Origin of the sequence: Alteribacillus sp. YIM 98480 (genome assembly GCF_009765375.1) — a bacterium.
GTDB lineage: Bacteria > Bacillota > Bacilli > Bacillales > Marinococcaceae > Alteribacillus.
On sequence record NZ_VTOK01000023.1, the window covers coordinates 18,006 to 45,001 of the forward strand.

Genomic DNA, 26,996 nt, shown 5'->3' on the forward strand with positions numbered 1-26,996 from the left:
CGTTTCCTATCGCTGAAGTCGTAGTTTTTAATTACACTTAAAGCATAAGAAAAAAGCAGTACGACCTTTTGAGTGTAAAGGACTGCTGCTTTTTTTACGTACAGTTATTAAAAAAACTCATCTTATCACATGTAAAAGAAACCTCTAAGAAAAGCGCAAGCACCTTAAAAGAAGGAAGTTCGGCTACGAGCGTCACGTCCTGTGACAACGCCGAACTGACTCCCATCCTGGGAGCCCGCGACAGGTTCTGGAGCTTTCGCGCAGGGTCGCCTGCTGCCCGGAGTCGAAAGGGAAGACATAAGACGTTCAGCTAATTTCAATGAACTTCTACTAAGATCCCACACGTCGACGCATAGGATGTGCTAATGTCGCCAATGCCACAGGACGTGGCGTTTTTTGGCGACGAGTGTGCAACGTAGAAGTCACCACATCGTGTGGAAGTGACAACGCTGAACTAGCTTGCACAGGAGATGTTAACTTTTGCGTTACGACAGGACGTTCGCGGTTTTAGCAAAAGTTCCTCTTTATCGTGTATGCCCGAGCGGCTGGGCGCTGAAGCTAGACATCAAAAACGCCAACTATTTATAATTTCTTACCTTGCAAAGAAAAGCACAAACTCCTTCCTTGAAAAAAGTCAATTTGATTGACTTTTTACTTCGAGTCCCGTAATATTTAAATGCTAACTTGAAAGAAAGAAGGGATAGGATGAGCTCTTCCGAAACTAGAAAAGAAACAAAAGATATGCAGCTTGATGAATTAACAAAAAAAAGGTTAATACGTCTAATATCTTTGATTCTCATTTTTGCCGTTATGAATGGCACAATGTTTAACGTCGCTATCCCTGACATTCAAAGTTATTTTGACCTTTCATCTTCAGAAGTAAGCTGGGTCCTGACTGGTTATATTATGGTATACGCGGTCGGCGCTCTTTTGTATGGCAAACTTGCCGACTATTATCCTATTAAGTCCATACTAACTTTTGGGATAACCTTATTTTCACTTGGATCGCTGCTTGGTTTTTTCTCGCCAAACTTTTTTACGTTGATTATTGCACGCATTCTCCAGGCTGCTGGAGGCGCCACTATTCCAGCGTTAGGGTTCGTCATTCCAGCCCGGTTTTTCCCGCAAGAGCGCGGTAAAATTTTTGGAGTTATTTCATCAACCGTTGCATTTGCTTCTGGAGCAGGCCCTATTGTAGGCGGAACAGTCGGCGGCTGGTTTGACTGGCGTTTTCTTTTTCTTTTCTCCGTTGCGTCTATCTTTGCACTTCCTTTCCTTCGCCGCTGGGTCCCTGAAGAAAACAGCAAAAAGGGATCGATTGATTTCATTGGAGCAGGTCTATTCAGTGGAGCTGCAGCCTCGCTGCTTTTATTTGTAACAACATTGGTTTATTGGCTTCCTTTCCTTTTTGCTGTATTTACAGGTTTGTTTATTTGGAGAACGATCAAAGCAAATGAACCTTTTATTCGTCCTGACATTTTAAAAAACAAATATTACACAGTCACCATACTTACTAGTTTTCTAGGTACAAGTGTATTATTTGGACTCCTTTTTGTAATTCCTATTATGTTGAGACAATTGTATGACATGAGCACTTTAGGGATTGGTATGGTTCTGTTCCCAGGAGCCATTATTGCTGGTTTTCTTGGCAGATTGGGCGGCGAACTCGTTGAACGCCGAGGTGGTGAATTTGTGGTTGTTCTTGCTTTATGCTTATTAGGGGGCGGATCATTTCTCATCTCCACCTTTGCCGGGTATGCGCCTTGGGTAGTTGCTCTTGCTCTTCTCGTCACTTACATTGGATTTCCGCTTATCCAAAGTTCCACAGCAAACATTTTATCCTCTATTCTTTCCCTGCGAGAAACAGGGGTTGGGATTGGAATTTTTAACTTGTTGAATTTTATGGCTGGAGCTGTCAGCAGTGCGGTATTTGGAGCTGTTCTAGAATTTAAAAATGTATCCCTCACCTTAAATCCCTTGTCAAAGCATGGTGATAATATTATTTTTTCCAACCTTTATATATGCTTAGTTTTGGTAGCCGCGGCAGCTCTCACGTTGTTTCTTATCACCTTTAAGAACCGGCCAGACACGTTCCACCGGGCAGCATCAAAGCCTGAACCTTCTGAAGTTCATTAATAGGTACTACCTCACAAGCTCTTAGGACAAAAGACACAATCTACTTCAAGTAGGTTTCAAATACGAACAGAAACAGATGTGTTATTCGATCAAAATGTTTTTTCGTCTACACAGAAAGGAACCACCCCTGGTTTTATGGGACAGTTCCTTTCTTGCTATAATTGTAAGCGTTATCATTTCAGGGCATGAAAAGCAATACGGCTGAAATAACAATCCCGGTATAAAGTAACGTAATGGTTGTAAAGCCCATAATATCCCTAATTTTCAATCCAGCGATAGCAAGCATTGGGATAGCCCAAAACGGCTGAATCATATTCGTCCATGCATCACCCCAGGCTACGGCCACAACTACTTTAGATGGATCGACTCCCATGTCAAGCGCTGCTGGCAATATGATTGGCGCTTGAATGGCCCATTGTCCTCCTCCAGAAGGTACAAACATATTTAATAGACCACTAGAAAGAAAGGCAAAAAACGGCAATGTGGTTTCATTAGCTAAACTAGCAATTCCACCAGAAATCCAAAGAGCCAGACCGGAAGCACTAATCATACCCATAATCCCTGCGTAAAAAGGGTACTGCAAAGCAAACTGCCCAACACTGCTTGAAGCTTTCATTAATCCATTTCCTAACTCTCTTACATTTCCATAGAGCAATAATGCTGCTGTTAGAAACATTAAGTTTACCGTGTTAAGATCTAGTGTAAATCCGTTTATTACAAAGTGATTTCCTAAATAGAAAAGTCCAAATAATCCCCCAAGCAGGACAATTCCTCTGCTTCTATCAAGCTTGTCATTAGGGCTCAATTGGTTAGAAGGTGTTTCATCTACTTGTACAGGGGTTTCTTTTAATAGTTCGGGATCTACTTGTATTCTTTGTTCCGGTTTCTTCGGGTGAATGAGTTTCATAATAAAAGGCAAAGTAATAAAGATAACTACGACTAACAGTATGTTCATGACAGAAAATAACGTATCAGAAGTAGGAATCAAGCCAACAGAGTCTTCAAAATTGTGACCAGAAGTTGCCACAAACAGCGCTGGAGAAGACGATAGGCCTCCTTCCCAAATAACAAAACCCGAATACCCAGCAGCAACCAGTACTCTGTAATCAACATCCGGTACTTTTCTACCAACCAGTTTCGCCATAATTCCTGCTACAACTAAACCCAGTCCCCAGCTGATTAAGGAAGCTGCTAATGCCGTGAATGTTACTACAATAATAGCTGTATTAGGTGTTTTACAAAGATCAGCCGCTTTTTCTAAAACTTTAGATACTGGTTTTGTCATAGCCAGTGCATAACTCATCACAAACGTCGTAATAATTTGAGCTGTAAATTCAAGTAATTGCCAAAACCCGTCTCCCCAATGAATAGCCATGTCATATGGCGTACTATCTGTGATAAAAATTCCGCCTAAAAATGTAACCAACGTTAATATAACGGCGAAAACAAATGCATCGGGCAGCCATTTTTCTGCTATCTTTGCAAAAAACATAGCTAGTTTCGAAATAAAATTGTTTTTTTCTTCCTTTCTAGTTTCAGGTTCAAGCTTTTTTGCAGGTTCCATTTGTGTTCACCTTCTTTTTATTATTTTGCTGTCCAGCCTCCATCTACATAAAGAATTTGTCCCGTTACATAACTAGCTGCTTCAGAGGCAAGAAAAACAACTGGTCCTTCTAAATCTTCCAGCTTCCCTACTCTTTTCATCATGGTTTTATCGACGATTTCATTGAACCGTTCCTCATCAGACAGCCACCCTTGTGTCATAGGTGTTTTTATATAAGCAGGTGCAATCGCATTCACATTTATTCCTTCCGGAGACAGTTCATCTGCCCAAACTTTTGTCAGTTGGTTAATACCTCCTTTACTTGCAGCATAACTTGTTTGAAAACTTCCTCCTATCCCGCCGAAAATAGATGAGATATTAATTATTTTTCCGCTTTTTTGTGTTCTCATTTGACGGGCAGCAGCTTGTCCAGTCAAAAAAATCCCTTTTAAGTTTGTATCAAGAACATTATTCCAATCGTCTTCCTCAATATCTACAAGTTTTTTTCTTATATTTCTGCCGGCGTTGTTTACAAGAATATCTAATGAACCAAACTCGCGGACCGTGAAATCTATAAGGTGGTTTACACTACCCTTATCTGTCACATCTGTCTGCTTTTGCTTTACAGTTGCTCCCAAAGAACGAATATCTTCTGCTGCTTTCTGAAGGTCTTCTTCACCCCTGCTGGCTATTACTATATTTGCTCCAGCCTTTCCAAGTGCTTTAGCCATACCAAGCCCTATTCCTTTACTTCCTCCTGTTATTAAAGCCGTTTTACCTGTAAGATTAAAAATTGGCAAACTCATAGATTACCCCTCCGCTATTTCAAATATTCAGATGATTTCGTTTCTTTAACCGTGCATTTGAACAAGCTTGTTTTTTAAAACCTTTCCTCCTGGATTTCGAGGCAGTTCTTGAACAAAGTCCACGTATTGAGGTACTTTATAATCTGCAATTCTTTCTTTTAAAAATCTCTTGATTTCTTCTTCATTTGACTTCACATTGTCTCTTGTTACCACATACGCTTTTACCTGCTCCCCAAATAATTTATCTGGAATTCCGACAATAGCTGCTTCTAATACAGATGGATGACCGTATAATACGCTTTCCACCTCAGCAGAAAAAATTTTTTCTCCTCCTCTATTAATCATGTCTTTCTTTCTGTCCATAATGTAAATAAAATCATCTTCATCTTTATAAGCCATGTCACCAGACTTCCAATATCCTTTATCAAATGACTTCTTGTCTGCTTCTTTATTTTTCCAATAACCTTGAACGACCATAGGTCCTTTTATCAAAAGCTCGCCAACTTCTCCATCACTAAGATCTTCCCCAGCTTCATCTACTATTTTTATGTCCCCAACCGGAACCGGCAGCCCAACAGAAGATAATTTTTTGTCGTCATATTCGACCGGCATAATGGTTGTTGGAGAAGAAGTTTCTGTAGCCCCGTATGCATTATGAAGTTTAATTCCTGGAAGCAGCTCTCTTAATTGTGCAATGGTAGCTTTAGATATCGGTGCACCACCATAAGCAATGGTCCTTAAATAAGGGTATGGTTGTTCATTAAATAAAGGATGAGACATCATCATGACGTAAATCGTCGGTACATTAAATAGGAAGGTAATATTTTCTTCAGTAAGTGCTTTAATAAAAGGCTCTGTTTGATACTTTTTCATCAAAACCGAAGTGCCGCCAATTAACACCATATAAAACATTTGTCCTATCAATCCTGTTACGTGAAACAGCGGAACTGCTATTAAAGTTCGGACCTTCTCTTTTTCCTGCAGGACCTCTCTATAATTGATGGCACTGTGAATGACCCCTGTATGACTTCCAATTGCTCCTTTAGGTGTTCCAGTTGTTCCCGATGTAAACATAATAAACAACGGATCTTCTTCTTGGACATTCACTCGTGTTCGATCAATGTTTAGAGGAGTGTTAATATAATCAATATAATTGGTATCCGCCGGTTCTCCATCAATCATTATCAGATCCCATGTTTTCTCCCATTGATATTTTGTGTTTAAATGAGAGATAGTATTGTAAAAAGAAGATTCACTAAATAATAAGGATACACTAGCGTGATTCAGCATATAAGCAAGTTCTTCTTCAGATAACCTCGTATTTAAAGGTACCGCAATAGCTCCAATACGTGCGCATGCAAATATAACATGAATAAATTCTGGCCTATTCCTCAATAATAAACCTACTCTATCCCCTTTTTGTATATTCGATACGACCTGCATCCGGCTCGCTAGCTGCTCCACTGTTTGATCAAGTTCACTGTACGTTTGACGATAATTCCCCATCACTACTGCTTCTTGGCGTGGGTATGTTTGAACTGTTTTTTTTAACATGTCATCGATAGTAGAGGGCCTGTCTTTATAAACCTGTACGCTTCTTCCAAACAATGTTTGTTTTGTTATCAATAGCATCACCTTTGGTTTAATTAGTCTAATAATTTTTAATTTTCTTTTTAAATTTGCAATAATTGTGCCAATAAAGCACAAAAGCGCAAGCACCCTGAAAAAGTTGATTGGAGAACGAATATTACCGTCTTCATTGATTCCAAATCGAATCACGATTCTTATTGTAATCGCTTACAATAATTTTGGGATATAACCGGCTGATAACTGAGAAGAAATCCCTTGTTCAGCCGGATATTCTCTTATTGTTCAAGATATCTTCTTTGGTCAGGTTTAGTTTTTTCATCTTTTTCACTAAAGCGGATTGACTTATGCCTAGTGATTGAGCAGTCTTTCGTGTCGTTAAATTTTTTACAAAGCGTTCTGTAATGACATTCTTTTCAAGTTCCATAACTAGATCTTTCAATTTATTTTCTTTTGTAAAAGGACTCTCTGTCTGATCACTTTTTTCATCACTCATTGCTTGTTCTACCAATTCTTCTGGAAAATCAAATAAACTGATTTCATTATGATCGGTTGTTACAGCTATACGCTCAATTAAATTTTCCATTTCTCTAATATTGCCTGGCCATCTATATTGCTGCATAAAGGATACCGCTTCAGGTTGAAATCTTTTCTTGAGATTGTACTTTTTATTTACTTTATTTATAAAATAATAAGCTAATGGGGCAATATCTGCTCTTCTTTCACGTAGCGGAGGAATTCTTATGGGAACAATATTTAATCGGTAATAGAGATCTTCCCTAAAAGCGCCCTTTTCTACTTGCCGCTCTAAATCTTTATTAGAAGCTGCGATGACTCTTACATCGATTTTCTTTACCTTTGTACTTCCGATCCGCATGACTTCAAATTCTTGAAGTACCCGCAATAGTTTTACTTGTAATTCTAATGGGATCTCACTAATTTCATCAAGAAAAATGGTGCCTCCATTTGCTTGCTCAAAGTACCCAGCTTTCCCATTTCGATCCGCTCCTGTAAAGCTTCCTTTTTCATATCCAAATAATTCAGACTCCAAAAGTTGAGAAGGAATCGCACCACAATTCACTTTTATATAAGGTTTGTGCGCACGCTGGCTTCCTGAGTGAATCATATTGGCAAACACTTCTTTCCCAACTCCGGATTCTCCCACCAAAATCACGGTAGAGTCAACATTTGAAACCTTCTGTGCAAGAGAGACTACTTTCATTATTTCTTGACTTTGTGCAATGACACCATCCAGCATCATTTTAATTTTTTCTTGATTTTTAAATGAATCTATTTCTTCTAATATCTTTTTTGTATAAGCCCTTGATTCATTCAGTTCTAGTTTTAAATTTGTTAGTTCCGTTAAGTCTCTGACATTTGTTACGACATGCGTAATATGATGATTTTCATCGTATACGGGGTTGCCCGTTACTATAACTTCTACACCATTCACTTTTTGCATAATTGTAATCGGTTTCTTTTCTTTCAATACTTTAAAGGTCACCGATTCTGATACGATACCTTCCTTGACTACTTCACGCATATTTTTACCTAACAACTGCTCGGGCTGCACATTCGTTATTCTCGTATAAGCTTCGTTTACCTTTAAACCATTCCCTTGTGCATCTGCAACATAAATCCCGTCATAACTGGACTGAATAATGGAATCTAATAATTTATTATTTTGTATCATTTTATTTACAGAATTAGTGTTATGGGCCACTCTTTTCATCCCCCTCTTCTTAGATGATTGTATTTTTTATTTTATCATAATTTTGGAACAATTTTTGCATTATTAATGATAGTAATTATCAGTAAAGGAGTCGTTGTCCATGTTTGATTTTAAACCATCAGAAGAACAACAGCACATCATTGATACAGCTAGTCAATTTATGAAAGAGCACGTTTATCCCAATGAGAAGTATATCGTTCCGCATCGCGGTTTACCTGATGATATACTAAAGCCTTTACAGCAAAAAGTAAAAGACCTGGGATTGTGGGCTGGCCATCTTCCTAAAGATGTAGGAGGGATGGGTACAGGCTTTGTCACGTTAGGATTGTTATCAGAAGTCATCGGCAGAAGCCCTATCGCTCCTTATATATTTGGCTCTATGGCACCTGACGCCGGAAACGGTGAAATTCTCGTTCATGCTGCAACAGAAACACAAAAAGAAAAATATCTGCTTCCGTTGGCAAATGGCGATATTCGCTCTTGCTTTGCAATGACAGAACCGGAAGTTTCCGGATCTGACCCTAGAACGCTTCAAGCGACAGCAGAGAAAGAAGGCGATGAATGGGTCATTAATGCTCATAAGTGGTTCACTACTGGTGCAGTTGGATCATCTTTTTCCATCGTAATGGCTGTTACCGATCCTGATGCTGAGCCTCATAAAAAAACAAGCTTATTTATCGTAGAAAACGATAATTCTGGATTTGAAATTGTAAGAGAAGTGCCTGTCATTGGGGACCATTTTGCCGGCGGTCATTGTGAAGTCCGCTATATGAACTGCCGTGTTTCTGAAGAAAATATGCTCGGACATCGCGGGGAAGGTTTTAAGTTAGCTCAGCTCCGCCTTGGTCCGGGAAGAATTACCCACGCAATGCGCTGGTTAGGAGTTTGTCACCGCAGTATGGATTTAATGCTTGATTACGCTCTGAAACGGGAAACGAGGGGAAAGACACTCGGTCAGTTTCAAAGCATTCAAAATTTTATTGCTGATTCTGCTGCTGAAATGCAAGCAGCCCGGTTAATGACTCTTCATGCCGCATGGTTAATGGATCAAGGAGATGAAGCAAGAAAAGATGTGTCTTTAATAAAATTCTATGGAGCCAAAGTTCTCCATGATGTCATTGATCGTGCTATTCAAGTACACGGCGCTCTTGGAGTCACTGGTGACACACCGCTCGAAGGATTTTACCGGGAAGCACGTACAGCCAGAATATATGATGGGCCGGATGAAGTACACCGTTACGTCGTAGCTCGTACCCTCCTAAAAGCCTTCGAAAAAGGAGAGAAGTTATATTGAGTGTAGCTTTAAATGTAGAAACCCCTTCAGAGACAAAAATAAATTGGGAGCAGTTGATAGAAAAAATCAAAATTCAACTTCCAGACGTAGATACTTCTTCTTTAACTGTCAAACAATTTACCGCAGGTTATTCCAATTTAACATACTTACTATGTTTTCCAAATAAACAACTCGTGTTAAGGCGGCCTCCTTTCGGGGAAGTCCCTCCTCGAGCTCATGATATGAAAAGAGAACACAACACTTTAAGTAAGATTCACCCTGTTTTCCCTTTAGCTCCAAAACCTTATTTATATGAAGAAGATCAAAATGTAACGGATAAACATTATTATTTAATGGAGAAAAAAGAAGGTGTTGTTATTGATGGCAGCATGCCCGAAGAATGGAAGCATATCAAAAACGCTCCAAAAAAAGTTTCGCAAGCAGCTGTTGATACGTTAGGCAGCCTTCATAACATTGATATATATCAACACGGGCTCGACTCCTTAGGTAGGCCGGAAGGATATTTAAAAAGACAGATTGAAGGCTGGCTCAAACGCTATGAACGGTCTATCGTGGAGGGAAATGACACCGTACAAGAAATCATTCCATGGCTGCTCGCAAATATTCCATCTCATTCAGAGCACTCCATTGTGCACAATGATTTTAAGCTAAACAATATGATGTTTGCTAAAGATAACCCAGAAAAAGCTGTCGGCGTTTTTGACTGGGAATTATGTACTGTCGGTGATCCGCTTTCAGATGTTGCGGGAACACTGGCATATTGGAAAGAACCAGGTGACGCAGAAACAGGCCTCATATCTGTCACAGAAAAAGAAGGGTTTTATTCACGCCGTGATGCAGCAGAAGCTTATGCCAAAAAAACCGGTCGGAATATAGAAAATATACATTATTATGTTTGCTTTGCCTTTTTTAAAATTGCGGTTATTTTGCAGCAGATTTATTACCGCTGGCACAAAGGAGAAATATCGGATGCTAGATTTTCAAGATTAGGAATTGGGATCAGCAACTTACTAAATCAAGCCGTCAGGGCTAAAAATAAAGAAATCATCTAATGCATGCTATTTTTCAACGATAAGAAAAGCGCAAGCGCCTTGCTCACGAGCGACAAGTCCTGGAGGATCGGCATATGGAAAGCTGAACTTTGCTTTCCATTGACGAACCGAAGGAATCTCAGGCGAGTAGGGCTGGAGCTAGACATGTAAAACGCCAATTATTTATAATTTCTTACCTATTCAGAAAAACTCGGTTTTCCACCGAGCCTTATGGTGGAAAACGTCGTTTTACTTATACTTGATCCTTTACCAAAGTTAAACATTCTAAAGTACAAGAGAATAAATAACCAATCTAATTTTTCCATATAGTAAAAGAAGAAGGGACTGTCTCTTAAGCTCTCTAGAGACAGTCCCTTTTTTTACTCCTCAACACCATAATACTCTTCTAGTGTTTGATCCTTTTCATGCATCGTCTCAGCTGCTTCCTTGCCTACATAACGAAGGTGCCAAGGTTCATATTGAAAACCAGTAATGTCTGTTTTATCTTCTGGATAGCGAATAATAAACCCAAATCTGTGGGCATTGTCTTTGAGCCATTGACCTTCTGGTGTCTCGCCAAATTCATCAGTTAAGGCAAGATCAGCAGAAGGAGAACTTACATCCATTGCCAATCCGCTTTGGTGCTCACTTTGCCCTGGCTTTGCACTATACTGATTTGCTTCTTCTTCTCCATCTTCCGCTGCATTTGCAGCAAAAATAGCTTCCTGACGATCATAGGATCGATAGCCGGATATAGCGTACAATTGGAGACCTTCCTCACTTGCCTCGTCAAAGAGCTCTTCTAAAGGTTTAACTGCGGGTTCTCGTATTTGTTTTTTAGGATGATCTTCTTCAAACGGAAAAGGTATGTCCGGTACTGTCAAGTCGTCAGGTTCATATCCTTCAGGAAGACGATACTCTCTATTTACGAGAACCTGCTCACTTTCCGGCTTTGTAAGTTCCCCTTTTTCATTTAACTGTGGTGCTTCGACCGCTTGTTCTTCTGTATCTTCCTCTTTTTCTCTGCTCTCATTCTCATCCCCTGCCACAGGCTCCGCTGCTTCTTCCTCTGTAACTTCTTCTTCCTCTGTATTCTGTTTATCCTCGTTAAAGTCCGTATTAGAAGAACAGCCCGTTATGATTAAAGCTGAAGCAACCAACATAGTAATATTTTTCATTTGTAACATGCCTTCTTTCTAATGCTGCTTTCTAAGATGAATAATATCAGTACTAAATACTATTATATTTTTCACATAGAAAAAAGGCAAAGATATCTATTACTATTGTATGATTTATGGAGTCTTCTCTTTCTTTATCATCCAGTAAGCAACAGCCATCGCTGATATTCCTCCTGAGAATTTCCCAAGTAACATCGGAACGATCATATTTTTGTCCACTGCTGCGGTAAATGCTAAATGTCCTCCCAGAATGAACGCTCCGCTGACAGTAAAAGCAAAGTTCATCACTTTTCCTTCTTCTTTCATTTCTTCAACTAACGCAAACATCGGTATTACATGAGCAAAGGAAGAAACCCACCCTGAAAGAGCGGGTTCATTCATATGAAAGCGTTCTCCTAACCGGAGGCTTTGACCATTCCAGTGATACTTCACAAATTGAACGAGTGGAAACGCTCCTGCCAAAATGAAAGCAATTGACCCAACAACTAGGAGGCCTTCTTCTGATGGATTCATCCCTGGTATAAGGGCCCAGCCTGTTAAAGCTTCTATTATAACAATTGCCGTAGCAAGAGTTGTAAATGCCACCACAGCTTTTCCAAACCGTTGAAATCCACTTACCATTATTGTTGGTTTACGCCATAAACCGATAACAATAAGAAGAGAAAACAATATGATTGGTACAAGATCAGCTAACATATGTTGTAGGGAAAACCCTGCTGCTGCCCCTCCGATCAAAAGACCGATTGGAATGGTTGCAATTCCAGCCAGCATTCCTTTTGCCATTGCTTGTTGATCTTCTTTATTTATTATGGTCAAGGCTACAGGTATTGTGAATGTTAATGCAGGTCCTAACATTGTACCGAGCAAAATGCCGGCAAACTTAGCAGATTCTTCTGTTTCTGCCAATTCTCCTGCAAGGGCATACCCTCCCATATCAAGAGCTAGCACACTTGTGGCGAACATCGCTGGATCTGCACCAAGAAATCGAAAGATAGGAACTACTGCCGGACGAAGAATTTCTGCCAGCACAGGAGCAAGAGAAATCATGCCGATCATAACTACAGCAATCGGTCCTATCGAGGCAAATCCTCTTTCAAATGCTTCTCCATATCCGTAACGATTTCCCAATACTTTATCTACTGCACCGATTACCATAAAGACGGCGAGTAACCATAGTATTATCTCTTGTAGTTCCGGCATCGTTATAACCCTTCTTTTTTTTAGCTGTTCTGCTGTTCTTCTTTTCTCATTTGCAGAAGATTTTCTTGGTGCATTTCTCCTAGATATCGTGAAAAAGAAAAGCTATCAACGAATGCTTGCAGAACATCATAGCTTCCTGCTTCACTAATTTCTTTTCGCAAAGCTTCAATATACCATCTGGAATCTTCAAGTCTGTCCTTCATTTCCTTTATATCCGTCGTTGCTTTTCCATGTCCAGGAATGAGCAATTCTATCTCTTTTTCTCCAATGATCTTTTCAGCCTTATCAAGCGTTCTACTGTATGCTTCACTATTATGGTGTATAAATGGAAATTCTATATCACTCAAATAATCACCGGCAATAAACACATTTAAATTGTTTATAACAGCAAATACTCCATCAGCTTGGTGCCCCGGAGCCAAATAAAAGGTGACAGATGTTTCCCCTACATCAATGGTTTGTTCATCATAATCAATGATGATATCCACTTTTGGGTAATCAATTAGATAAGGACGTTGTATATAATATTGGTCGTCAAAATCTTTTATTTCCTGAATCGTTTCCTTTTTTCCAGACCGTACCGCAAAACCTCTCGAAGCAATCGTCACTGCCTCTGGGAAAGCATTATATCCAATAATATGATCGAAATCCGAGTGCGTAAAAAGCAAATATTTGCGCTGGCCATTATCTCTTTCATTTACATGTTTTTGAATCGCTTGGATTTCTTCAGGAAGCCATGTAGGGTCAACTATTACTATGACATCTTTCGTTACTGCAACCGTTGAAGTCGTTTGGTGCAATGCGCTTTCAAAAATAGTAACGGAATGATCTTCGTATTGAACAGACATTCTACCACCCTTTCTGCAAACCTGGTGACTCTTCTTGTAATATTCTAGAAAACCTTGCTAGATTCCTGCTTTGTCTAATTGGGAGAAGGTAGAAAGCTGTTGTCCCTTATGTACATATCTTTTATTATTGCGAGGGGGGGATAATAACAAATGCTGCTAATTTCTTTACATAAAATTGCTCATATGTACGTGCACTGGCGTTTATTTTTCGGATACAAGTTTTCTTCTTTCTTTATTGCTGCTTTGTTTATACTGACAGCATGTGCTGAGGAATCTACGATCGACCAGACACACGAAACCAAACAATCTGTGGAAGAAGAAATCCAGGATGAACAAATATCACTTCCTGAAGACACTATTTCTGCCACAGTAACGGAAGTGGTAGACGGAGATACGATAAAAGTAAATATGGAAGGAACAGAAGAAACGATTCGTCTTCTTCTCATCGACACGCCCGAAACAGTTCATCCCACGGAACCCGAACAGCCGTATGGAAAAGAAGCAAGTGCCTTTGCAAAAGAGCATCTTTCTGTTAATAAAGAAGTTGAAATTGAAATAGACACTTCTATCCGGGATAACTATGACCGCTTTTTAGCCTACGTTTGGGTCGAGGATGAAATGTATAACAAAATGATCTTAGAAGAAGGACTTGCACGAGTTGCTTACATCATTGAACCTAACACTCGATATGTCGATGAGTTTCGAGACATTGAGGAAGAAGCAAAAGAGAAAGAAAAAGGAATCTGGAGTGAAGATGGATACGTAACCGATGAAGGTTTTCACCCTGATGCTGTTCGTAATTCTGCAGAAAGGAAGCAAGAAAATTCACCTGAACAAAGGGATTGCGATAATCCTCAAATAAAAGGAAACCACAGTTCGAATGGTGATCTTATTTACCATACACCCGATGGGCAATATTACGATCAAACAAACGCAGAGGAAATGTTTTGTACAGAACAAGAAGCCCAGGAATCAGGATATCGTAAATCACAAAGATAGTAGAGCTCGATACTCTTTTTCCTATATTTCCTCAAAATTCACCCATAGTTTTACACAAGCTTTTGGGTTGCGGCAAGGGGTTGTGTCTGTCTATACTGGCCTAAGAGCTTTCGACAGAGGCAGGTGAATTATTTTGACGACTTCATCTTCCCCTTTTCATACGACTGGAAAGAGGGACTATTTTTTTGACAATGCCAAATTTATACTAATAGCTCTTGTTGTAATAAGCCATGCCATTACGCCTCTTATCGAATGGCATCAATTCAGCAGGGGATTATATTTACTCCTTTTTAGTTTTCATATGCCTTTATTTCTTTTTATTTCAGGATACTTTGCAAAAAAAGCGGTAGCACAGCATGAATTTGTGAAACCGATCCAAAAGCTGCTTGTGCCTTATATTATTTTTCAAGTTATTTATTCGTTTTTTTACCATGACATAATGGGGCAGCAACTGAACGTGCCAATTTTTGAGCCCCATTGGTCCCTATGGTTTCTACTCACGTTGTTTTCCTTTTATTTCATTATTCATTTATTTAAATTCAGCCCGTATATGATCGTTTTAGCCATTTTACTTGGTGTTGCTATTGGATTCGGTGAACCAACCACTTTGTTTAGTATATCTCGTACGATTGTATTCTTTCCTTTCTTTTTGGCAGGGTATTTCATAAAACGACATCACTTTGAGTTTTTACAACTCGCCAGATTAAAAATAATCGGAGCTGCAATCTTTATATTATCATTTGTTATTTTTTATTTTTATGCTTATGACATTCCATATGAGTTGTTTTATGGTAATGAATCGTATCAAGCAATGGGATTTGAACATGCAGCAGCCGGCGGCGCATACAGGCTGCTTGCTTACGTGGCTACTATTGCGATTTCAATTGCTTTTTTAGCATTCGTCCCCCAAGAAAAACAGCCAATGTCTATTTACGCTAAAAACACTCTTTATGTTTATTTGCTGCATGGCTTCATTTTTCGATACTTGCGTGAAACAGAATTTTATGATGGCATGGACACTGTATTTGAAGTATTTCTTCTGGCCTTAGGATGTATTATATTCACATTCATTTTGTCCTCTGCCATTGTAAAAAAAGTCACACAGCCATTGATTGAACCATTCTCCTATTTTTCAAAAAAATAAACTACAGAACAAAAAGCACCTGGCGCGGGTGCTTTTTGTTTTGCAGAAACTTTCTATTATAGCTTTACCAGTGAATTTAGCTTGACTAAAAGTATAAACATGTTTATTAACTAGTTAAAATAAAATTATCCACCTTTGCTAAACGTGATAAAAGGACCGGTATATATGGACTAAATAATGGTGATTTTTTTCAAACGTCCCAAAGATATTTTATCTGTAAAATTTGTTGTATTATAAATATAGGTATTTTTTTCTTACAACATAAACTCTAAGTGACACAAATATAATCGTTTCTCAAAAATAGATGATATAAATAATAAAGGAGTTGAAAGTATGATTGGTCAAAGAATAGTTCACTACCGAACGAGACAAGATATGGCCATTTCTGATTTAGTAAAAAGAACAGGTATTTCTAACACCCATCTTCAAAAAATAGAAGAGAATGAATATCTTTTACCCTTCTGTTCAATGTATTAAAAACATATCACATAAACTAAGTATCCCTGTTCAATCTTTGCTTGGACCTCAAACCGTGGATGAAAAACAGAATTAGACGAAGCTTGGCTTGAAGTAGTAAAGGAAACCATGGAATCCGGCATATCAAAAGAACGCTTCATAGCATTTTTAGAAGAGAAAAAAATGAAAAACATGAGGAACAGGCAAAAACATGATGAATTATAAACTGGCTGGTAGGCATGCAGTCCACCATATTCCATTGTTTTTTTCTATAACCTTTCACGTTTGAGCCTCTCCTATTAAAAGTAATCCACTAAAATATTTCATCTATCCCAAAATCTCAATGTCCTATAATAATGGTCAGTACAGTAAGTTCATACAGAAAGTGAAAAGTATTTATTACAAATATATTAGAAAACCCCAATGTCTCGAATATCTAACTTATTATTTATTCGGAGCCAACGAAGTCATGACCGATGTGAAATCGAAAAACCGTTTGCTGTTTTAGGGCAACCCATCTAAAGCTTACGCCTCACATAATAGAAATCAATAAAAAGACCTGCTGCTCCTTGTATACAACAGGCAAATAACTATAAAACTCTGTGTTTTCGATCCGAAATGGCGGGTGTGATACAACTATGGGCACTTTTGTATTTAATTTCTGCAACTTCTTCCCTTCCCATATTATTATGATATTTTAATTCTCTCCTTTTACTCGCATTAATCATTTCCTATAAATTTTCTACTTTTTCACTTACGTTGTTATTTGAATAACTTGTATTCCCTTTCTCGATAATCCCTTGCTCGATCGCCATTGTTTTAGCCAATTTTGGCGCTGTCCATAAAACCGGTAACATAATTATTGAAATAGGAACCGCCGTAACTACAATAAACGATTGTAAGGCACTAATGCTTCCTTCCCCGATATTGATTAAAATTACAGAAATGGCTCCCATTAAAACAGCCCAGAATATACGCACCCCTTTTGGCGGGTCTCCTTCCCCTGTCACTGCCATAGAAACCGAATAAGACATAGAGTCCGCCGTTGTAATCACAAAAGTAATGGTTAGCAAGAGAAAAATGACAGCCATTAATCCACCCATCGGCAACTGACCAGCAATAGCAATAATTGCTGCAGGAAGCCCATTTTCCATTAATGGCTCACTTACAGATCCAATATTTTGCAGTTCATAGAAGATACCGCTCCCTCCTAAAATACTGAACCACACATTGGATGATAATGCGGTTACAATTGACACTACAAAAAATACTTCTCTAATAGTTCGTCCTCTTGATATTCTCGCAACTAAAATAGCCATGAGAGGACCAAATCCGATAAACCAACCAAAGAAAAATAACATCCAAAAACCGAGCCAGCCATTATCCCCTCTAAATGTGTGAATATTCATAAATTCTTCCGCGTAGGTACCGTAGGATGATATAAATGTGTCAATGATAAAACCACCAGGACCAATAATTAACATAATTACACCGATAGCAATGGCAAACCAAACATTAAAACGGCTTAAAAGCTGAATTCCTTTCTCAATACCTGTCACTGTAGAAATCGTAACAAGGGTAATTAATCCTCCTACAGCTAGTATTTGCGTGAGCAATACATCAGGAATACCGAATAAATCATGCATCCAATAACTGAATTGGAATCCGAAAAATCCAATTGTTCCTATGGTCCCGGCTACTGCGCCAATAATACAAAACACATCGGTTGCAACGCCCCAGGCATTTTGTTCAACTTTTTTTCCGAATATAGGATATAAAAGCGTACGAGGCTTTAAAGATAATCCTTTGTTATAGTGAGCATACATTATTACAATGGCGGTAATCGCTCCGTATACAGCCCAAGCAGTAAACCCCCAAGACATGAAACTTTGTGCCATAGCTACACCCGTTGCCTCTTCCGTACCAGCAGTGATCCCATTATGCATGGGCGGTACTTCCGTGAAGTAATACATCGGTTCTGCTGCAGCCCAAAATACCCCTCCTGCTCCTAATCCGGAAACAGTTATTATAGAAGCCCATTTGAAAAAACTCATACCAGGCTTCCTTGTATTTCCGAGTCGTACTTTTCCGTACTTCGAAATAGCTAACACTGCTCCTACAGCAAAGGTAGCCAGTAATAAAACTTGCCAAAAAGCTCCAAAGTAAGTGACCGACTTATCAAATCCCCAATTAACTAAGGCAGCTACTTCATCCGTAAACAAGAAGGACATGACAACAAACAACACTAACAGTCCTCCGCTAATAATAAATACAGTCCAATTAATCCTATCTTTCCAATTAATATTTTGCACTGCTTCTCCTCCTCCAATTACTTAATTTAGATACATATCATTCTTGGCCGAGTTAACCGGCATCACCAACGTTTAATTCAAGGAGGCAGTTTAAAAATTTCATCAATGTGCCATGTACCATACAAGTCAAAAGTAAGGTGAATCACCTTATATCTTCAGCGAAGAGATACTGACTACTATTCTCTTTTCTTGTTTATCAAAATATGCTTGGAGAGTTCTTTTTACTCCACCGTCTCCAAACTTAATCTCGTGAGAAGAATGACTTAAATCTTCTAAATAATCCACTATCAGTTTTCGTCTTTTCACTATATCTACCACCCCTTTTTATAAAACCATCCATCAATGACGTTAAATATTCCTCTATTAACGCCATAATGCACATTACAAAACTTAACGAACTTAAATTCCGGATAATTAAATTTCTTTCATGATTCTTTTCATAACACGAAACTTCCTTCTATTCTGTCATGATAGATTAAATAAAAGTATTTTCTTACCTGTTCGTTATCCTTTTTATACATGACAACTAAATCATCAATCGACGAGGAAGAGAAAAACTTAAGCGGTCTTAAAAAGAAATTCACTTCGATAAAAACCGTTTTATTAGCCAATCTCTGCGACAAAGAGCTTTCTATATACATATCAAAAACTTTTCCGCTTTTTGTTCCTTCTGTTTCATTCACATGCATGATGCCTATGTCTGTCTGTTGGTCACATGTTACTCGTATGCCATAGACACCTGAGCGAAGTGGTGGAGAATATTTTTTCAGATTTAAATTAATATTCGGAAAACCGATGGCGTGGTTAATATAGGGTATCTTAATAGTTTCAGCTGTAAATCTGGTTAAAGAGTGATTCCCTTGCTTTTTTAATATGGTGCTCATTGATACATGACAAAGCTCATAGGTTTGACAAAAAGATGTTACTTCATGATAATTCGCGATTTCCCCCTTGTTATTTAGTAGTTCACATATAAACGTATTCACTAAACTCCCATGTTTTCCAGCTACCTCCGCAGCCGCTTCAAAAACACTCCGGCGTTCTAACAGCCCATTCTCAGCATAAACAACGGGAAATACATGGCCGGGTCTAATAAAGTGTTCCGGCCTTGCTAACTCCATGTTCAATGCTTTTAAGGTGACTGCTCTTTCATTAACAGAAATCCCCGTAGAGGATGAGTGGTGGTCTACGGATACTGTACTCCCATTCCACCATCCATCACCAGCCATGATAGGAAGCTCGAGTCTTTCTGCCTGGTTTTTGTTAATACCTGCATAAATTAGTCCTTTTCCGAACCTAATCATAAAATTAACTTGTTCCGGATTCACTTTATCAAGGAGCCCCGTTAAATAACTTACATTGTGGTTTAGATCATCCACTAAAACGATAAGACGTCCTGTTTGCAGCTCATCGTATGCTGTTTTGAAAGACGACATATCATATCACACTCTTTCTACTCATTCTGACTCCTATTTATTATCTCATTACGAATGGATCAGCCATTGTTTCAGAAGAAGTGTTTATCCAAACAGTCTTCTTTTGAGTGTACTCATGCACCGACTCCAGCCCACCTTCTCGACCATAGCCGCTAAGCTTGGAACCTCCGATAGGGGCAATTGGTGAAATGGCTCGATACGTATTAACCCAGACAATGCCTGCACGTACACGTTTAGAGATCCGGTGTGCTTTTGCGATGTCATTCGTCCAAATACCAGCAGCTAAACCGTAATCTGTACTATTGGCTAAGTTGATCACTTCGGTTTCTTCTTTAAATTTCATCACACTCAGCACCGGGCCAAATATTTCTTCTTTCATAATACAGGAGCAGTGATCGGAATGTTCAAAGACTGTCGGCTCAAAGTACCAGCCGTTTTTCATGTAAGTTGGTCTTTTACCGCCCGTTAACAGCTTCGCGCCTTCTTTTTTCCCTAAATCTACATATCTTTCAATATTTTGAAGCTGTTGATGAGTAGCTACTGGACCAATTTCCGATGCAGCTGACATCGGATCACCAATTTTTATTTTATCTACACGAGACAAAAGAATATCCATAAACTCTTCATAAGCATTTTCGTGGATAAAAACCCGCGATCCCGCCACACAACTTTGGCCGGTAGCTCCGAATATTCCAGCAATTGCTCCCATGGCGGCGTTATATAAATTCGCATCATCAAAAACGATGTTTGGGGATTTTCCTCCTAACTCCAATGATAATTGTGCAAAGTTATTTGAGGAATTTTTAACTATATTTCGTGCAGTTTTCTCTCCACCAGTAAAAGCGATTCGACTAACAAGCGGGTGTGAAGTTAAAGGATCGCCAACGTCTTTGCCAAATCCAGTTATTACATTGACAACGCCTGCCGGAAAGCCTGCTTTTTCAACTAATTTTACGAATTCAAGGATGGAAGCAGAGGTGTACTCAGAAGGCTTAACAACAATTGTGTTTCCAGCAACTAATGCCGGCGCCAGCTTGATGAAAGTGAGGTAAAGTGGAGAATTCCATGGAGTAATGGCTGCGACAACCCCTAAAGGTTCTCTTTCCGAAAAAACAAACATATTCTTTTTGTCAATGGGCAGCGTTTCCCCTTGAATTTTATCCGCCAGCCCTGCATAGTAATATAGAAATTCAGGCATGTAATGTAATTGGCCTTTCATTTCGCGAATCAACTTACCGTTATCCCTTGTTTCATATACGGCAAGTTCATTTACATGTTCCGTTAGTAAATCAGCCAATTTTCTTAGTAAATGACCTCGTTCTGTGTATGTCATATCGGCCCATTTGGTACTAAAAAATGCATCGTGAGCTGCTTTTACCGCTTTCTCTACATCTTCTTTTGTTCCCTGAGCAACCTGGCTCCACGGTTCACCGGTTGCAGGGTCAAAACTTTCAAAGTATTGATGATTCGATGAAGGAATCCATTCTCCACCGATATACATGTTATATTTCTTTAATTCGCTCACCTTTATCCCCCTTTGTAGTCTTAACTATTTCGTTGAATAAACGTGTGAAGGGCTTTATTCACCGTTTCACTTCCCTCTATTGGAAGCATGTGCTTGTATTCCGGTACAATGATTAGTTCAGACTTTGCAAGTTTCTCATGCATTTCTTCTGCCATTTGTGGTGTGGAGCCGACGTCCTCTTTCCCCGTCATAATTAAGGCAGGGATAGTGATTTTGCTTAACAGCGGCCAAAGTTCTTGATCAGCGGTCGCGAACACTTTATACGCTTTTAAGTAAGAAAATGGATCGTTGTTTTCCAACCGTTGTCTTACTTTTTCGATCACTTCTGGATGATTCTGTCTGTAACTCTCATTGAACCAGCGTGTTATCGCTGCGTAAATCGGTGCTTGATGTCCTTTCTGCTCCACCTGTTTTACCCGGCTCCATACTGCTTGCTGCTGCTCTTTGGTACGGTTGGCAACAGTGTTCATAAACGTAAGTGTCTTCGCTTTATCGGGACAGTGAATGCCGAATAACTGAGCCACTAGTCCCCCCATGGAAAATCCTATAATATGAGCCTTGTTAATCGATAAATGTTCCATTAATTCTCGAAGCTGATTGACAAAATCAATGAGTTTGTATTCTTTGCACGGTTTTTCGGATAATCCGTGTCCGAGCATGTCGTATACAATGACACGGTAATAGGATGACAAATAATCAGATTGCTCTTCCCACATGGTATGGTCCATTCCCACACCATGTAAGAAGATGACCGGCTCTCCTTTTCCTGTTTCTTTCCAGTTTGTTTTTATGCTATTCAAGACTTGAACCGGCATTAAGTGAGCCCCATTTCCTTCATATCGGTATGTCTGTCACCAGTCCGTGGATGTGGACGGCTTCCTGTTGATGCTCCAATCACAATGACGATTTCATCTGAGCGTGGGGCATCTGGAATCATTGTCTCAAAAGTAATGTAATGGGATCGTTTTGATTCATCGTTTTTATGAACCATTGGAATAGTGATTGATGTACCAGCTCCACCTCGCTTATTCGTAAAACTTAAAATGCTTTTCCCTTTTACAGCATCTCTATACTTATTACCAAATTTCAATGTATGAATGAAAGCAGATGCATGCTCAATTTCTCCATCTACGCCCACAACTCCCGCCTTTCCGAAAGCTTCTACACTATCCGGAGAACCTACTGCATTCAACAGTTCATCGACTAATAGCTCTCCAAGCTCCGGTGCATATTCATCAATTTCCGGCTTTAAATCCTCTACAAAACCTCGGCCGGCCCATGGATTTTTTATGACTGCCATCGAAGCGACAATTTTAATTGGGGTGTTGAGTTTTTTTCCACCTTCCATATGTGTCTCCTCAATTGCTGTATATACCTTTCTTACTTCTAACATGTTATTTCCCCCTTTTGTTTTAAATATTGCTGCTTGAAATTGTTTCTTGTTTGAATTTTGGCATAACTTCTTCCGTGAAAAGTTTTAAACTTCTCATCTTTTTCTCGTGGTCGAGTCCATTGTGGTCCACCCATAACAACAGATGCTGCAAATTTAATTCTTCTTTTAATTCTTGAATTTTTTCTACAATATATTCAGGTGTACCAAACAATAAATTACGAGGATGGAGAAAATCATAGGTTAATTCCTGACCAGGTTTCAATTCTTCCCCAGGGTCTAGTAAATTACCCAGGCCTCTCCAATGACAAACCCAGCGGTAATTGTTTAATACGGCTTCTCCTGCTTCTTTCCTTGCTTGCTCCATTGAGTCGGCTACGTAAACATCTCTGACTAGCGCTATTCCTTCCCCAAGCGGTACGTCTTGTCCTCGCGCCTCAGAGGCAGTGTCTTTATACAATTGGAATCGATTTTTTAACTCTTTTACGGCAGGCATCCAAAAAATTCCACTGTTTCCAATTTTCGCTGCCGACTGGATGGAGCGCGGCGAGTCAATCGTTTGCCAGAACGGCGGGTGTGGTGTTTGGACGGGACTCGGAATAACAGATATTTTATTGATTTCTCCTTTATCCATATCCATAAATTTTTCGGACGGCGGGCTCATTGGATGACTCCATTTTAGTCCAGAAGGCGGGAACTCATAGAAGTCTCCTTGATGGGAAAAAAATTTGTTTGACAGCGCTTTCTTTAATACGTCAAACGTTTCTTCAAACAACTTTCGATTTAACTCTTGATTAGAAGGGTCAGCATTAATATTTAGATTAGCAGCCTCTCTTCCATACAGTCCGCGAGCTAACCCTATATCCAGTCGACCTCCGCTCAGCTGATCCAACATAGCTAAATCTTCTGCTAAACGAAGCGGATGCCAAAAAGTGATGACATTTGCTGCTTGACCAATTCTAATATTTTTCGTCCTAGCAGCAGTATCGGCCCCCATTAGTATAGGGTTTGGTATTAACTCATTCCCTTCATGGCCAAAGTGATGCTCCGTATACCAAATAGAATCATAACCGTTTTCATCACAATAAACCGCTTGTTCTCTTGCTTCTTCTAAAACCTTGTTAAACTCATTCAATCTCCCTTTTCCTGTCAAGTTGGCAAATATTCCGAATTTCATTAAATCACCCCTTTATTAGTTTTTGAGCTATACCTTCTTTTAATTGCTTGCCACTTGCCTCAACGTGAGCTCTCATCATTTCTTCCGCTTCTTTCGGATTTCCTTTCCGCAGGGCAGCCAGTACCTTTTTGTGTTCCAAAAAAGACTGTTCTAAACGATTAGGCACCTCAATACTTAGATAGACATATCGTTGATACGGCATTTGATTGAGTAGAAGTTCCAATAAATAACTTAGCTTTGAATTATCAGCCCCTTCTAATATAACTTCATGGAAATCTTTATTCGATTTCACAAATAAATCATGATCTTTTGTTTCTACAGCTTTTTCCATTTGATTTACTGCTTCTTCGATAGCATCAATTTTGCTTACTTCCTGATTCGCAGCTAATAAACCAGCTGCAAGTCCTTCTAAAGAGGCTTTGACAGTGAATAATTCATTTAGTTCTTTTTCTGTTGGTTTGGTCACACGGGTACCGACTCTAGGACTGATTTCTACTAATCCTTCTCTTTCTAATTGCTTTAAGGCTTCTCTTACAGGTGTGCGGCTAACACCATAATGTTTTGACAGCGCTGATTCGGAAAGCTTTTTTCCTGGCTCATATTCTCCTTTGACAATCTCATTTCTAATTTCCTTTGTTACTTGTGTAGTAATACTTGCTGTTGAAATTGTTATTTTCATGCACCTCTTTCATTCATACTCTCATGGTATCAACCAAATATTGCCCGTACTTTCACTGCTTTTAATCCATTGATGAACTCAGTAAAACTCTTCTGTCATCCAAAGTAAAGGGGGGAACTATATGTTCTCGTGATAATTCCCATTTGGCGTCTTATTATCATCATAATTCATACTTAATTTTTTTATTGCCGGTGTACTGCCTCTTTGTAATCTAGTTTCTCAGGTTCGCCCGCTTATTCCACAACCAAATTTTTCAGAGCATCCCCTAACTGCCATGTACCATACAAGAAACAACTTTGTAAAACTTGTATATTGAATGTACCATACAAGTTAATATAAAAATAACTGACTATTAAGAATTTGTCAATAATATTATTTAAATATTTCGCATTTTTAATCATCGGTTTTCCTTTACAATCCCTAGTTGCGTCAACAGAACTTTTGTGTAAAAAAGTTTTGAACCCGGCAAGAATGAAGATGATTTATATCTTCTTCAAGCTTTCCCTATCCACTAAAACGAGTCGGAGGAATTATTAGGTTTGAAGTTGTCTGATATAGATACGCATTAGAAAAACTCGACTTACTCCAAGTCTTTTTGGCGAAAGACGTACTTTGAAACTTTAATAAATTTAAACTTTCAATTTCATAAAGTAAAAAAAAGAAGTTCGCGTGGTTCATTCTCGACCTCATGTAGAAGTTCCATCTATAGTTGTGTTAAGAAGTTTTTAAAACATCCAAAACGATAACGTTTGTTCGTTTTAATGTTAAAAAAGGGGGGTCTTTAGTATGGAAAAGGAAATAATTGTAGTGGAGAGAATGCCTAAAAAGATGATTATTGAAACAGAAAACGCTATTATTGTAGGAGGTAGTGACGATGAAAGGGAGCATTGTAAAGAAAGGGAAAAAGTATTACATCGTCGTTGATGTAGGAGAAAAAGGGAATCGCAGGCAGAAATGGTTTAGTGGATACACGTCAAGTAAGGATGCAGAGAAAGACCTTCCGCATATCGTGGCAAAATTACAAGAAGGAACATTTATCGAGCCGACCAAAACAACAATGGCTGAGTACCTAAAAGAATGGCTAGACCTGAAAGAGACAGACCTAGCCAAGAATACGTTTGATTCCTATTATAGACAGATACACAACCATATTATTCCTTCAATTGGAAAAATACCACTGTCTAAATTAAAAGTTATGCACATTCAAAAGATGTATGGAGAATTGGAAAAGAAAAATCTTTCCAAAACAAGTATACACAAAGCGCACAGTGTTTTAAAGGCTTCTTTGAAATATGCGTATAAAACAGACTTGATCCCTGTAAATTTTGCGGATAAACTCGACAATCCCAAGAAAGAAGAAAAGGAAATGGGATATTGGACGAAAGAAGAAGGAAAGTATTTTTAGAAGCTGCCAAAAAGGAAGATGATTTATATATATTCTTCCACCTTGCGTTATCCACTGGAATGCGGCCGGGGGAAATATTAGGTTTGAAATGGTCGGATATTGATCCGCATAAAAAAGTAGTGCGTGTTGTTCGTTCTCTTACTCGTCAAATGGAGTTTAAAGCACCTAAGACGGGTACAGGGAAACGATATATTACCTTAGATGACGAAACCATATCACAATTAAAAAGCCATCGCACACGGCAGAAAGAAAAAATAATGAGAGCCGGAAAAGCATATGACAAGAAAAGTGATTTGGTTATCGCTACAAGATTAGGTAATCCAGTTAATCAGCGTAATGTTTTACGGACGTGGTACAGAATAACAGAGCCATTAGTAGAACAATGGAAGGTTAATCAAATTCGTATGTATGATTTAAGGCATACACACGCCAGTATGATGTTAAGTGAAGGCGTGCACCCAAAAGTAGTAAGTGAACGTTTGGGCCATGCTTCTGTTCGGACAACCTTAGATATTTATTCGCACATTACCCCGGGTTTACAGCAAGAAGCAGCTCAGAAAATAGGTGCTTTACTGGACTAAAGGCTAGAAGTTTGTTAGAAGTTGACCGCATCCCAAAAACAAGAGCAGTGTTCCTAATTGCTGGAACCTGCTCTATTATCGTATTTTTTATGGAGCTTCCTAGCGGGCTCGAACCGCTGACCTCATCCTTACCATGGATGCGCTCTGCCTGCTGAGCTAAGGAAGCCTATGTAAAATATAAAAAATTAAGCCTGGCAACGTCCTACTTTCACAAAGGGTTGCCCCTTCATTATCATCGGCGCTGAAGAGCTTAACTTCCGTGTTCGGCATGGGAACGGGTGGAACCTCTTCGCTATCGTCACCAGGCTTTGAATGGAGTCGTTTGATCATTGTCTCATGGAGACAATATCTCAACGATCCTTTTCTTATTAGGGATTGCTCCCTCAAAACTGCATAACGAATGTTCGAGCCTGCGAGGCGCTTTCCTTTGTATTGGATAAGCCCTCGACCGATTAGTATCTGTCAGCTTCACGTGTCACCACGCTTCCACCTCAGACCTATCAACCTTGTCATCTGCAAGGGGTCTTACTAGCTTGG

The 26,996-nt window shown here is 39.1% G+C and carries 24 protein-coding genes, 1 tRNA gene and 2 rRNA genes; 9 read left to right on the forward strand and 18 right to left on the reverse strand.

The genetic code is table 11. The features are described 5' to 3' along the window. The first annotated feature begins 705 nt into the window (after positions 1 to 705). A complete protein-coding gene (locus FZF09_RS20735; RefSeq protein WP_233269583.1) occupies positions 706 to 2,136 on the forward strand; it encodes an MFS transporter in 1,431 nt (476 codons plus the stop codon). 178 nt (positions 2,137 to 2,314) lie between these two features. On the opposite strand, the gene FZF09_RS20740 is transcribed toward FZF09_RS20735, so the two are convergent. From FZF09_RS20740 to FZF09_RS20755, 4 genes are all read right to left on the reverse strand, one after another. Continuing rightward, positions 2,315 to 3,700 carry a short-chain fatty acid transporter gene (locus FZF09_RS20740; protein WP_158738463.1) on the reverse strand — a complete coding sequence of 462 codons (1,386 nt, stop codon included), beginning with the start codon at positions 3,698 to 3,700 and terminating at the stop codon, positions 2,315 to 2,317. Positions 3,701 to 3,720: 20 nt separating this feature from the next. After that, positions 3,721 to 4,485, reverse strand: coding sequence for an SDR family NAD(P)-dependent oxidoreductase (locus FZF09_RS20745; RefSeq protein ID WP_158738464.1), 765 nt, complete (start codon positions 4,483 to 4,485; stop codon positions 3,721 to 3,723). Between the two features lie 45 nt (positions 4,486 to 4,530). Beyond that, positions 4,531 to 6,111 carry a class I adenylate-forming enzyme family protein gene (locus tag FZF09_RS20750; RefSeq protein ID WP_158738465.1) on the reverse strand — a complete coding sequence of 527 codons (1,581 nt, stop codon included), beginning with the start codon at positions 6,109 to 6,111 and terminating at the stop codon, positions 4,531 to 4,533. Between the two features lie 223 nt (positions 6,112 to 6,334). Further along, entirely contained in the window at positions 6,335 to 7,804 is a 1,470-nt protein-coding gene (locus FZF09_RS20755; RefSeq protein ID WP_158738466.1) for a sigma-54 interaction domain-containing protein, read from the reverse strand. 100 nt (positions 7,805 to 7,904) lie between these two features. Between FZF09_RS20755 and FZF09_RS20760 the strand changes: the two genes are divergently transcribed. Together FZF09_RS20760 and FZF09_RS20765 are read left to right on the forward strand one after the other, a co-directional pair. Next, positions 7,905 to 9,098: an acyl-CoA dehydrogenase family protein gene (locus FZF09_RS20760; RefSeq protein ID WP_158738467.1), complete on the forward strand. Its 1,194-nt coding sequence runs from the start codon at positions 7,905 to 7,907 to the stop codon at positions 9,096 to 9,098. Beyond that, the gene (locus tag FZF09_RS20765; protein ID WP_233269585.1) at positions 9,095 to 10,150 is read left to right on the forward strand and encodes a phosphotransferase family protein; all 1,056 of its coding nucleotides are present in this window, start codon (positions 9,095 to 9,097) and stop codon (positions 10,148 to 10,150) included. The genes FZF09_RS20760 and FZF09_RS20765 overlap by 4 nt, the downstream gene beginning before the upstream one ends. Before the next feature lie 359 nt (positions 10,151 to 10,509). On the opposite strand, the gene FZF09_RS20770 is transcribed toward FZF09_RS20765, so the two are convergent. The 3 genes from FZF09_RS20770 to FZF09_RS20780 form a co-directional block, all read right to left on the reverse strand. After that, entirely contained in the window at positions 10,510 to 11,307 is a 798-nt protein-coding gene (locus tag FZF09_RS20770; RefSeq protein ID WP_233269586.1) for a M15 family metallopeptidase, read from the reverse strand. A gap of 114 nt (positions 11,308 to 11,421) precedes the next feature. After that, positions 11,422 to 12,507 carry an ethanolamine utilization protein EutH gene (gene eutH / locus FZF09_RS20775; protein WP_158738469.1) on the reverse strand — a complete coding sequence of 362 codons (1,086 nt, stop codon included), beginning with the start codon at positions 12,505 to 12,507 and terminating at the stop codon, positions 11,422 to 11,424. A 20-nt stretch (positions 12,508 to 12,527) separates the two neighbouring features. Further along, positions 12,528 to 13,355, reverse strand: coding sequence for an MBL fold metallo-hydrolase (locus FZF09_RS20780; protein WP_158738470.1), 828 nt, complete (start codon positions 13,353 to 13,355; stop codon positions 12,528 to 12,530). A gap of 150 nt (positions 13,356 to 13,505) precedes the next feature. Here FZF09_RS20780 and FZF09_RS20785 point away from each other — a divergent pair, with 150 nt between their 5' ends. The 3 genes from FZF09_RS20785 to FZF09_RS20795 all read left to right on the forward strand — a co-directional run bounded on the left by FZF09_RS20785 (position 13,506) and on the right by FZF09_RS20795 (position 15,975). Then, on the forward strand, positions 13,506 to 14,354 hold the full coding sequence (locus FZF09_RS20785) for a thermonuclease family protein (protein ID WP_233269587.1): 849 nt from the start codon (positions 13,506 to 13,508) through the stop codon (positions 14,352 to 14,354). Positions 14,355 to 14,487: 133 nt separating this feature from the next. Continuing rightward, positions 14,488 to 15,498, forward strand: a complete 1,011-nt coding sequence (locus FZF09_RS20790; protein WP_158738471.1) for an acyltransferase family protein — start codon at positions 14,488 to 14,490, stop codon at positions 15,496 to 15,498. A gap of 333 nt (positions 15,499 to 15,831) precedes the next feature. Further along, the gene (locus tag FZF09_RS20795; protein WP_158738472.1) at positions 15,832 to 15,975 is read left to right on the forward strand and encodes a helix-turn-helix domain-containing protein; all 144 of its coding nucleotides are present in this window, start codon (positions 15,832 to 15,834) and stop codon (positions 15,973 to 15,975) included. Positions 15,976 to 16,685: 710 nt separating this feature from the next. On the opposite strand, the gene FZF09_RS20800 is transcribed toward FZF09_RS20795, so the two are convergent. The 8 genes from FZF09_RS20800 to FZF09_RS20835 form a co-directional block, all read right to left on the reverse strand. Then, positions 16,686 to 18,257, reverse strand: a complete 1,572-nt coding sequence (locus FZF09_RS20800) for a BCCT family transporter (RefSeq protein WP_255450616.1) — start codon at positions 18,255 to 18,257, stop codon at positions 16,686 to 16,688. A 156-nt stretch (positions 18,258 to 18,413) separates the two neighbouring features. After that, entirely contained in the window at positions 18,414 to 18,572 is a 159-nt protein-coding gene (locus FZF09_RS20805) for a hypothetical protein (protein WP_158738474.1), read from the reverse strand. A 131-nt stretch (positions 18,573 to 18,703) separates the two neighbouring features. Continuing rightward, complete coding sequence (locus tag FZF09_RS20810) at positions 18,704 to 19,702, reverse strand: 3,4-dihydroxy-2-butanone-4-phosphate synthase (protein WP_158738475.1); 999 nt, start codon at positions 19,700 to 19,702, stop codon at positions 18,704 to 18,706. Between the two features lie 40 nt (positions 19,703 to 19,742). Next, positions 19,743 to 21,227: an aldehyde dehydrogenase gene (locus FZF09_RS20815; RefSeq protein WP_233269588.1), complete on the reverse strand. Its 1,485-nt coding sequence runs from the start codon at positions 21,225 to 21,227 to the stop codon at positions 19,743 to 19,745. A gap of 20 nt (positions 21,228 to 21,247) precedes the next feature. Continuing rightward, complete coding sequence (locus tag FZF09_RS20820; RefSeq protein ID WP_158738476.1) at positions 21,248 to 22,042, reverse strand: alpha/beta fold hydrolase; 795 nt, start codon at positions 22,040 to 22,042, stop codon at positions 21,248 to 21,250. Next, a complete protein-coding gene (locus FZF09_RS20825) occupies positions 22,042 to 22,620 on the reverse strand; it encodes an amino acid synthesis family protein (protein WP_158738477.1) in 579 nt (192 codons plus the stop codon). Before FZF09_RS20825 ends, FZF09_RS20820 begins: the two co-directional genes overlap by 1 nt. A 19-nt stretch (positions 22,621 to 22,639) precedes the next feature. Further along, entirely contained in the window at positions 22,640 to 23,794 is a 1,155-nt protein-coding gene (locus tag FZF09_RS20830) for an LLM class flavin-dependent oxidoreductase (RefSeq protein WP_158738478.1), read from the reverse strand. 4 nt (positions 23,795 to 23,798) lie between these two features. Then, positions 23,799 to 24,473: a GntR family transcriptional regulator gene (locus FZF09_RS20835; protein ID WP_158738479.1), complete on the reverse strand. Its 675-nt coding sequence runs from the start codon at positions 24,471 to 24,473 to the stop codon at positions 23,799 to 23,801. Positions 24,474 to 25,259: 786 nt separating this feature from the next. On the opposite strand from FZF09_RS20835, the gene FZF09_RS20840 reads away from it, so the two are divergent. The 3 genes from FZF09_RS20840 to FZF09_RS20850 are packed head-to-tail and all read left to right on the forward strand — an operon-like array spanning position 25,260 to position 26,459. Continuing rightward, entirely contained in the window at positions 25,260 to 25,397 is a 138-nt protein-coding gene (locus FZF09_RS20840; protein WP_158738480.1) for a hypothetical protein, read from the forward strand. After that, the gene (locus tag FZF09_RS20845; protein WP_158738481.1) at positions 25,348 to 25,878 is read left to right on the forward strand and encodes a tyrosine-type recombinase/integrase; all 531 of its coding nucleotides are present in this window, start codon (positions 25,348 to 25,350) and stop codon (positions 25,876 to 25,878) included. Before FZF09_RS20840 ends, FZF09_RS20845 begins: the two co-directional genes overlap by 50 nt. Continuing rightward, positions 25,848 to 26,459, forward strand: a complete 612-nt coding sequence (locus tag FZF09_RS20850) for a site-specific integrase (protein ID WP_158738482.1) — start codon at positions 25,848 to 25,850, stop codon at positions 26,457 to 26,459. The genes FZF09_RS20845 and FZF09_RS20850 overlap by 31 nt, the downstream gene beginning before the upstream one ends. A 90-nt stretch (positions 26,460 to 26,549) precedes the next feature. Here the strand turns inward: FZF09_RS20850 and FZF09_RS20855 are convergent. From FZF09_RS20855 to FZF09_RS20865, 3 genes are all read right to left on the reverse strand, one after another. Next, a tRNA-Thr gene (locus tag FZF09_RS20855) sits at positions 26,550 to 26,625 on the reverse strand. A 23-nt stretch (positions 26,626 to 26,648) separates the two neighbouring features. Next, positions 26,649 to 26,765 (reverse strand): 5S ribosomal RNA (rrf, locus tag FZF09_RS20860). A 126-nt stretch (positions 26,766 to 26,891) separates the two neighbouring features. After that, a 23S ribosomal RNA gene (locus FZF09_RS20865) occupies positions 26,892 to 26,996 on the reverse strand; the annotation flags it as partial.

Coding starts and splice junctions, on each gene's coding strand:
- FZF09_RS20735 (WP_233269583.1), top strand. CDS start 706: ATGAGCTCTTCCGAAACTAGAAAAGAAACAAAAGATATGCAGCTTGAT.
- FZF09_RS20740 (WP_158738463.1), bottom strand. CDS start 3,700: ATGGAACCTGCAAAAAAGCTTGAACCTGAAACTAGAAAGGAAGAAAAA.
- FZF09_RS20745 (WP_158738464.1), bottom strand. CDS start 4,485: ATGAGTTTGCCAATTTTTAATCTTACAGGTAAAACGGCTTTAATAACA.
- FZF09_RS20755 (WP_158738466.1), bottom strand. CDS start 7,804: ATGAAAAGAGTGGCCCATAACACTAATTCTGTAAATAAAATGATACAA.
- FZF09_RS20760 (WP_158738467.1), top strand. CDS start 7,905: ATGTTTGATTTTAAACCATCAGAAGAACAACAGCACATCATTGATACA.
- FZF09_RS20770 (WP_233269586.1), bottom strand. CDS start 11,307: ATGAAAAATATTACTATGTTGGTTGCTTCAGCTTTAATCATAACGGGC.
- eutH (WP_158738469.1), bottom strand. CDS start 12,507: ATGCCGGAACTACAAGAGATAATACTATGGTTACTCGCCGTCTTTATG.
- FZF09_RS20780 (WP_158738470.1), bottom strand. CDS start 13,355: ATGTCTGTTCAATACGAAGATCATTCCGTTACTATTTTTGAAAGCGCA.
- FZF09_RS20785 (WP_233269587.1), top strand. CDS start 13,506: ATGCTGCTAATTTCTTTACATAAAATTGCTCATATGTACGTGCACTGG.
- FZF09_RS20795 (WP_158738472.1), top strand. CDS start 15,832: ATGATTGGTCAAAGAATAGTTCACTACCGAACGAGACAAGATATGGCC.
- FZF09_RS20810 (WP_158738475.1), bottom strand. CDS start 19,702: ATGTCGTCTTTCAAAACAGCATACGATGAGCTGCAAACAGGACGTCTT.
- FZF09_RS20820 (WP_158738476.1), bottom strand. CDS start 22,042: ATGCCGGTTCAAGTCTTGAATAGCATAAAAACAAACTGGAAAGAAACA.
- FZF09_RS20825 (WP_158738477.1), bottom strand. CDS start 22,620: ATGTTAGAAGTAAGAAAGGTATATACAGCAATTGAGGAGACACATATG.
- FZF09_RS20830 (WP_158738478.1), bottom strand. CDS start 23,794: ATGAAATTCGGAATATTTGCCAACTTGACAGGAAAAGGGAGATTGAAT.
- FZF09_RS20835 (WP_158738479.1), bottom strand. CDS start 24,473: ATGAAAATAACAATTTCAACAGCAAGTATTACTACACAAGTAACAAAG.
- FZF09_RS20840 (WP_158738480.1), top strand. CDS start 25,260: ATGGAAAAGGAAATAATTGTAGTGGAGAGAATGCCTAAAAAGATGATT.
- FZF09_RS20845 (WP_158738481.1), top strand. CDS start 25,348: ATGAAAGGGAGCATTGTAAAGAAAGGGAAAAAGTATTACATCGTCGTT.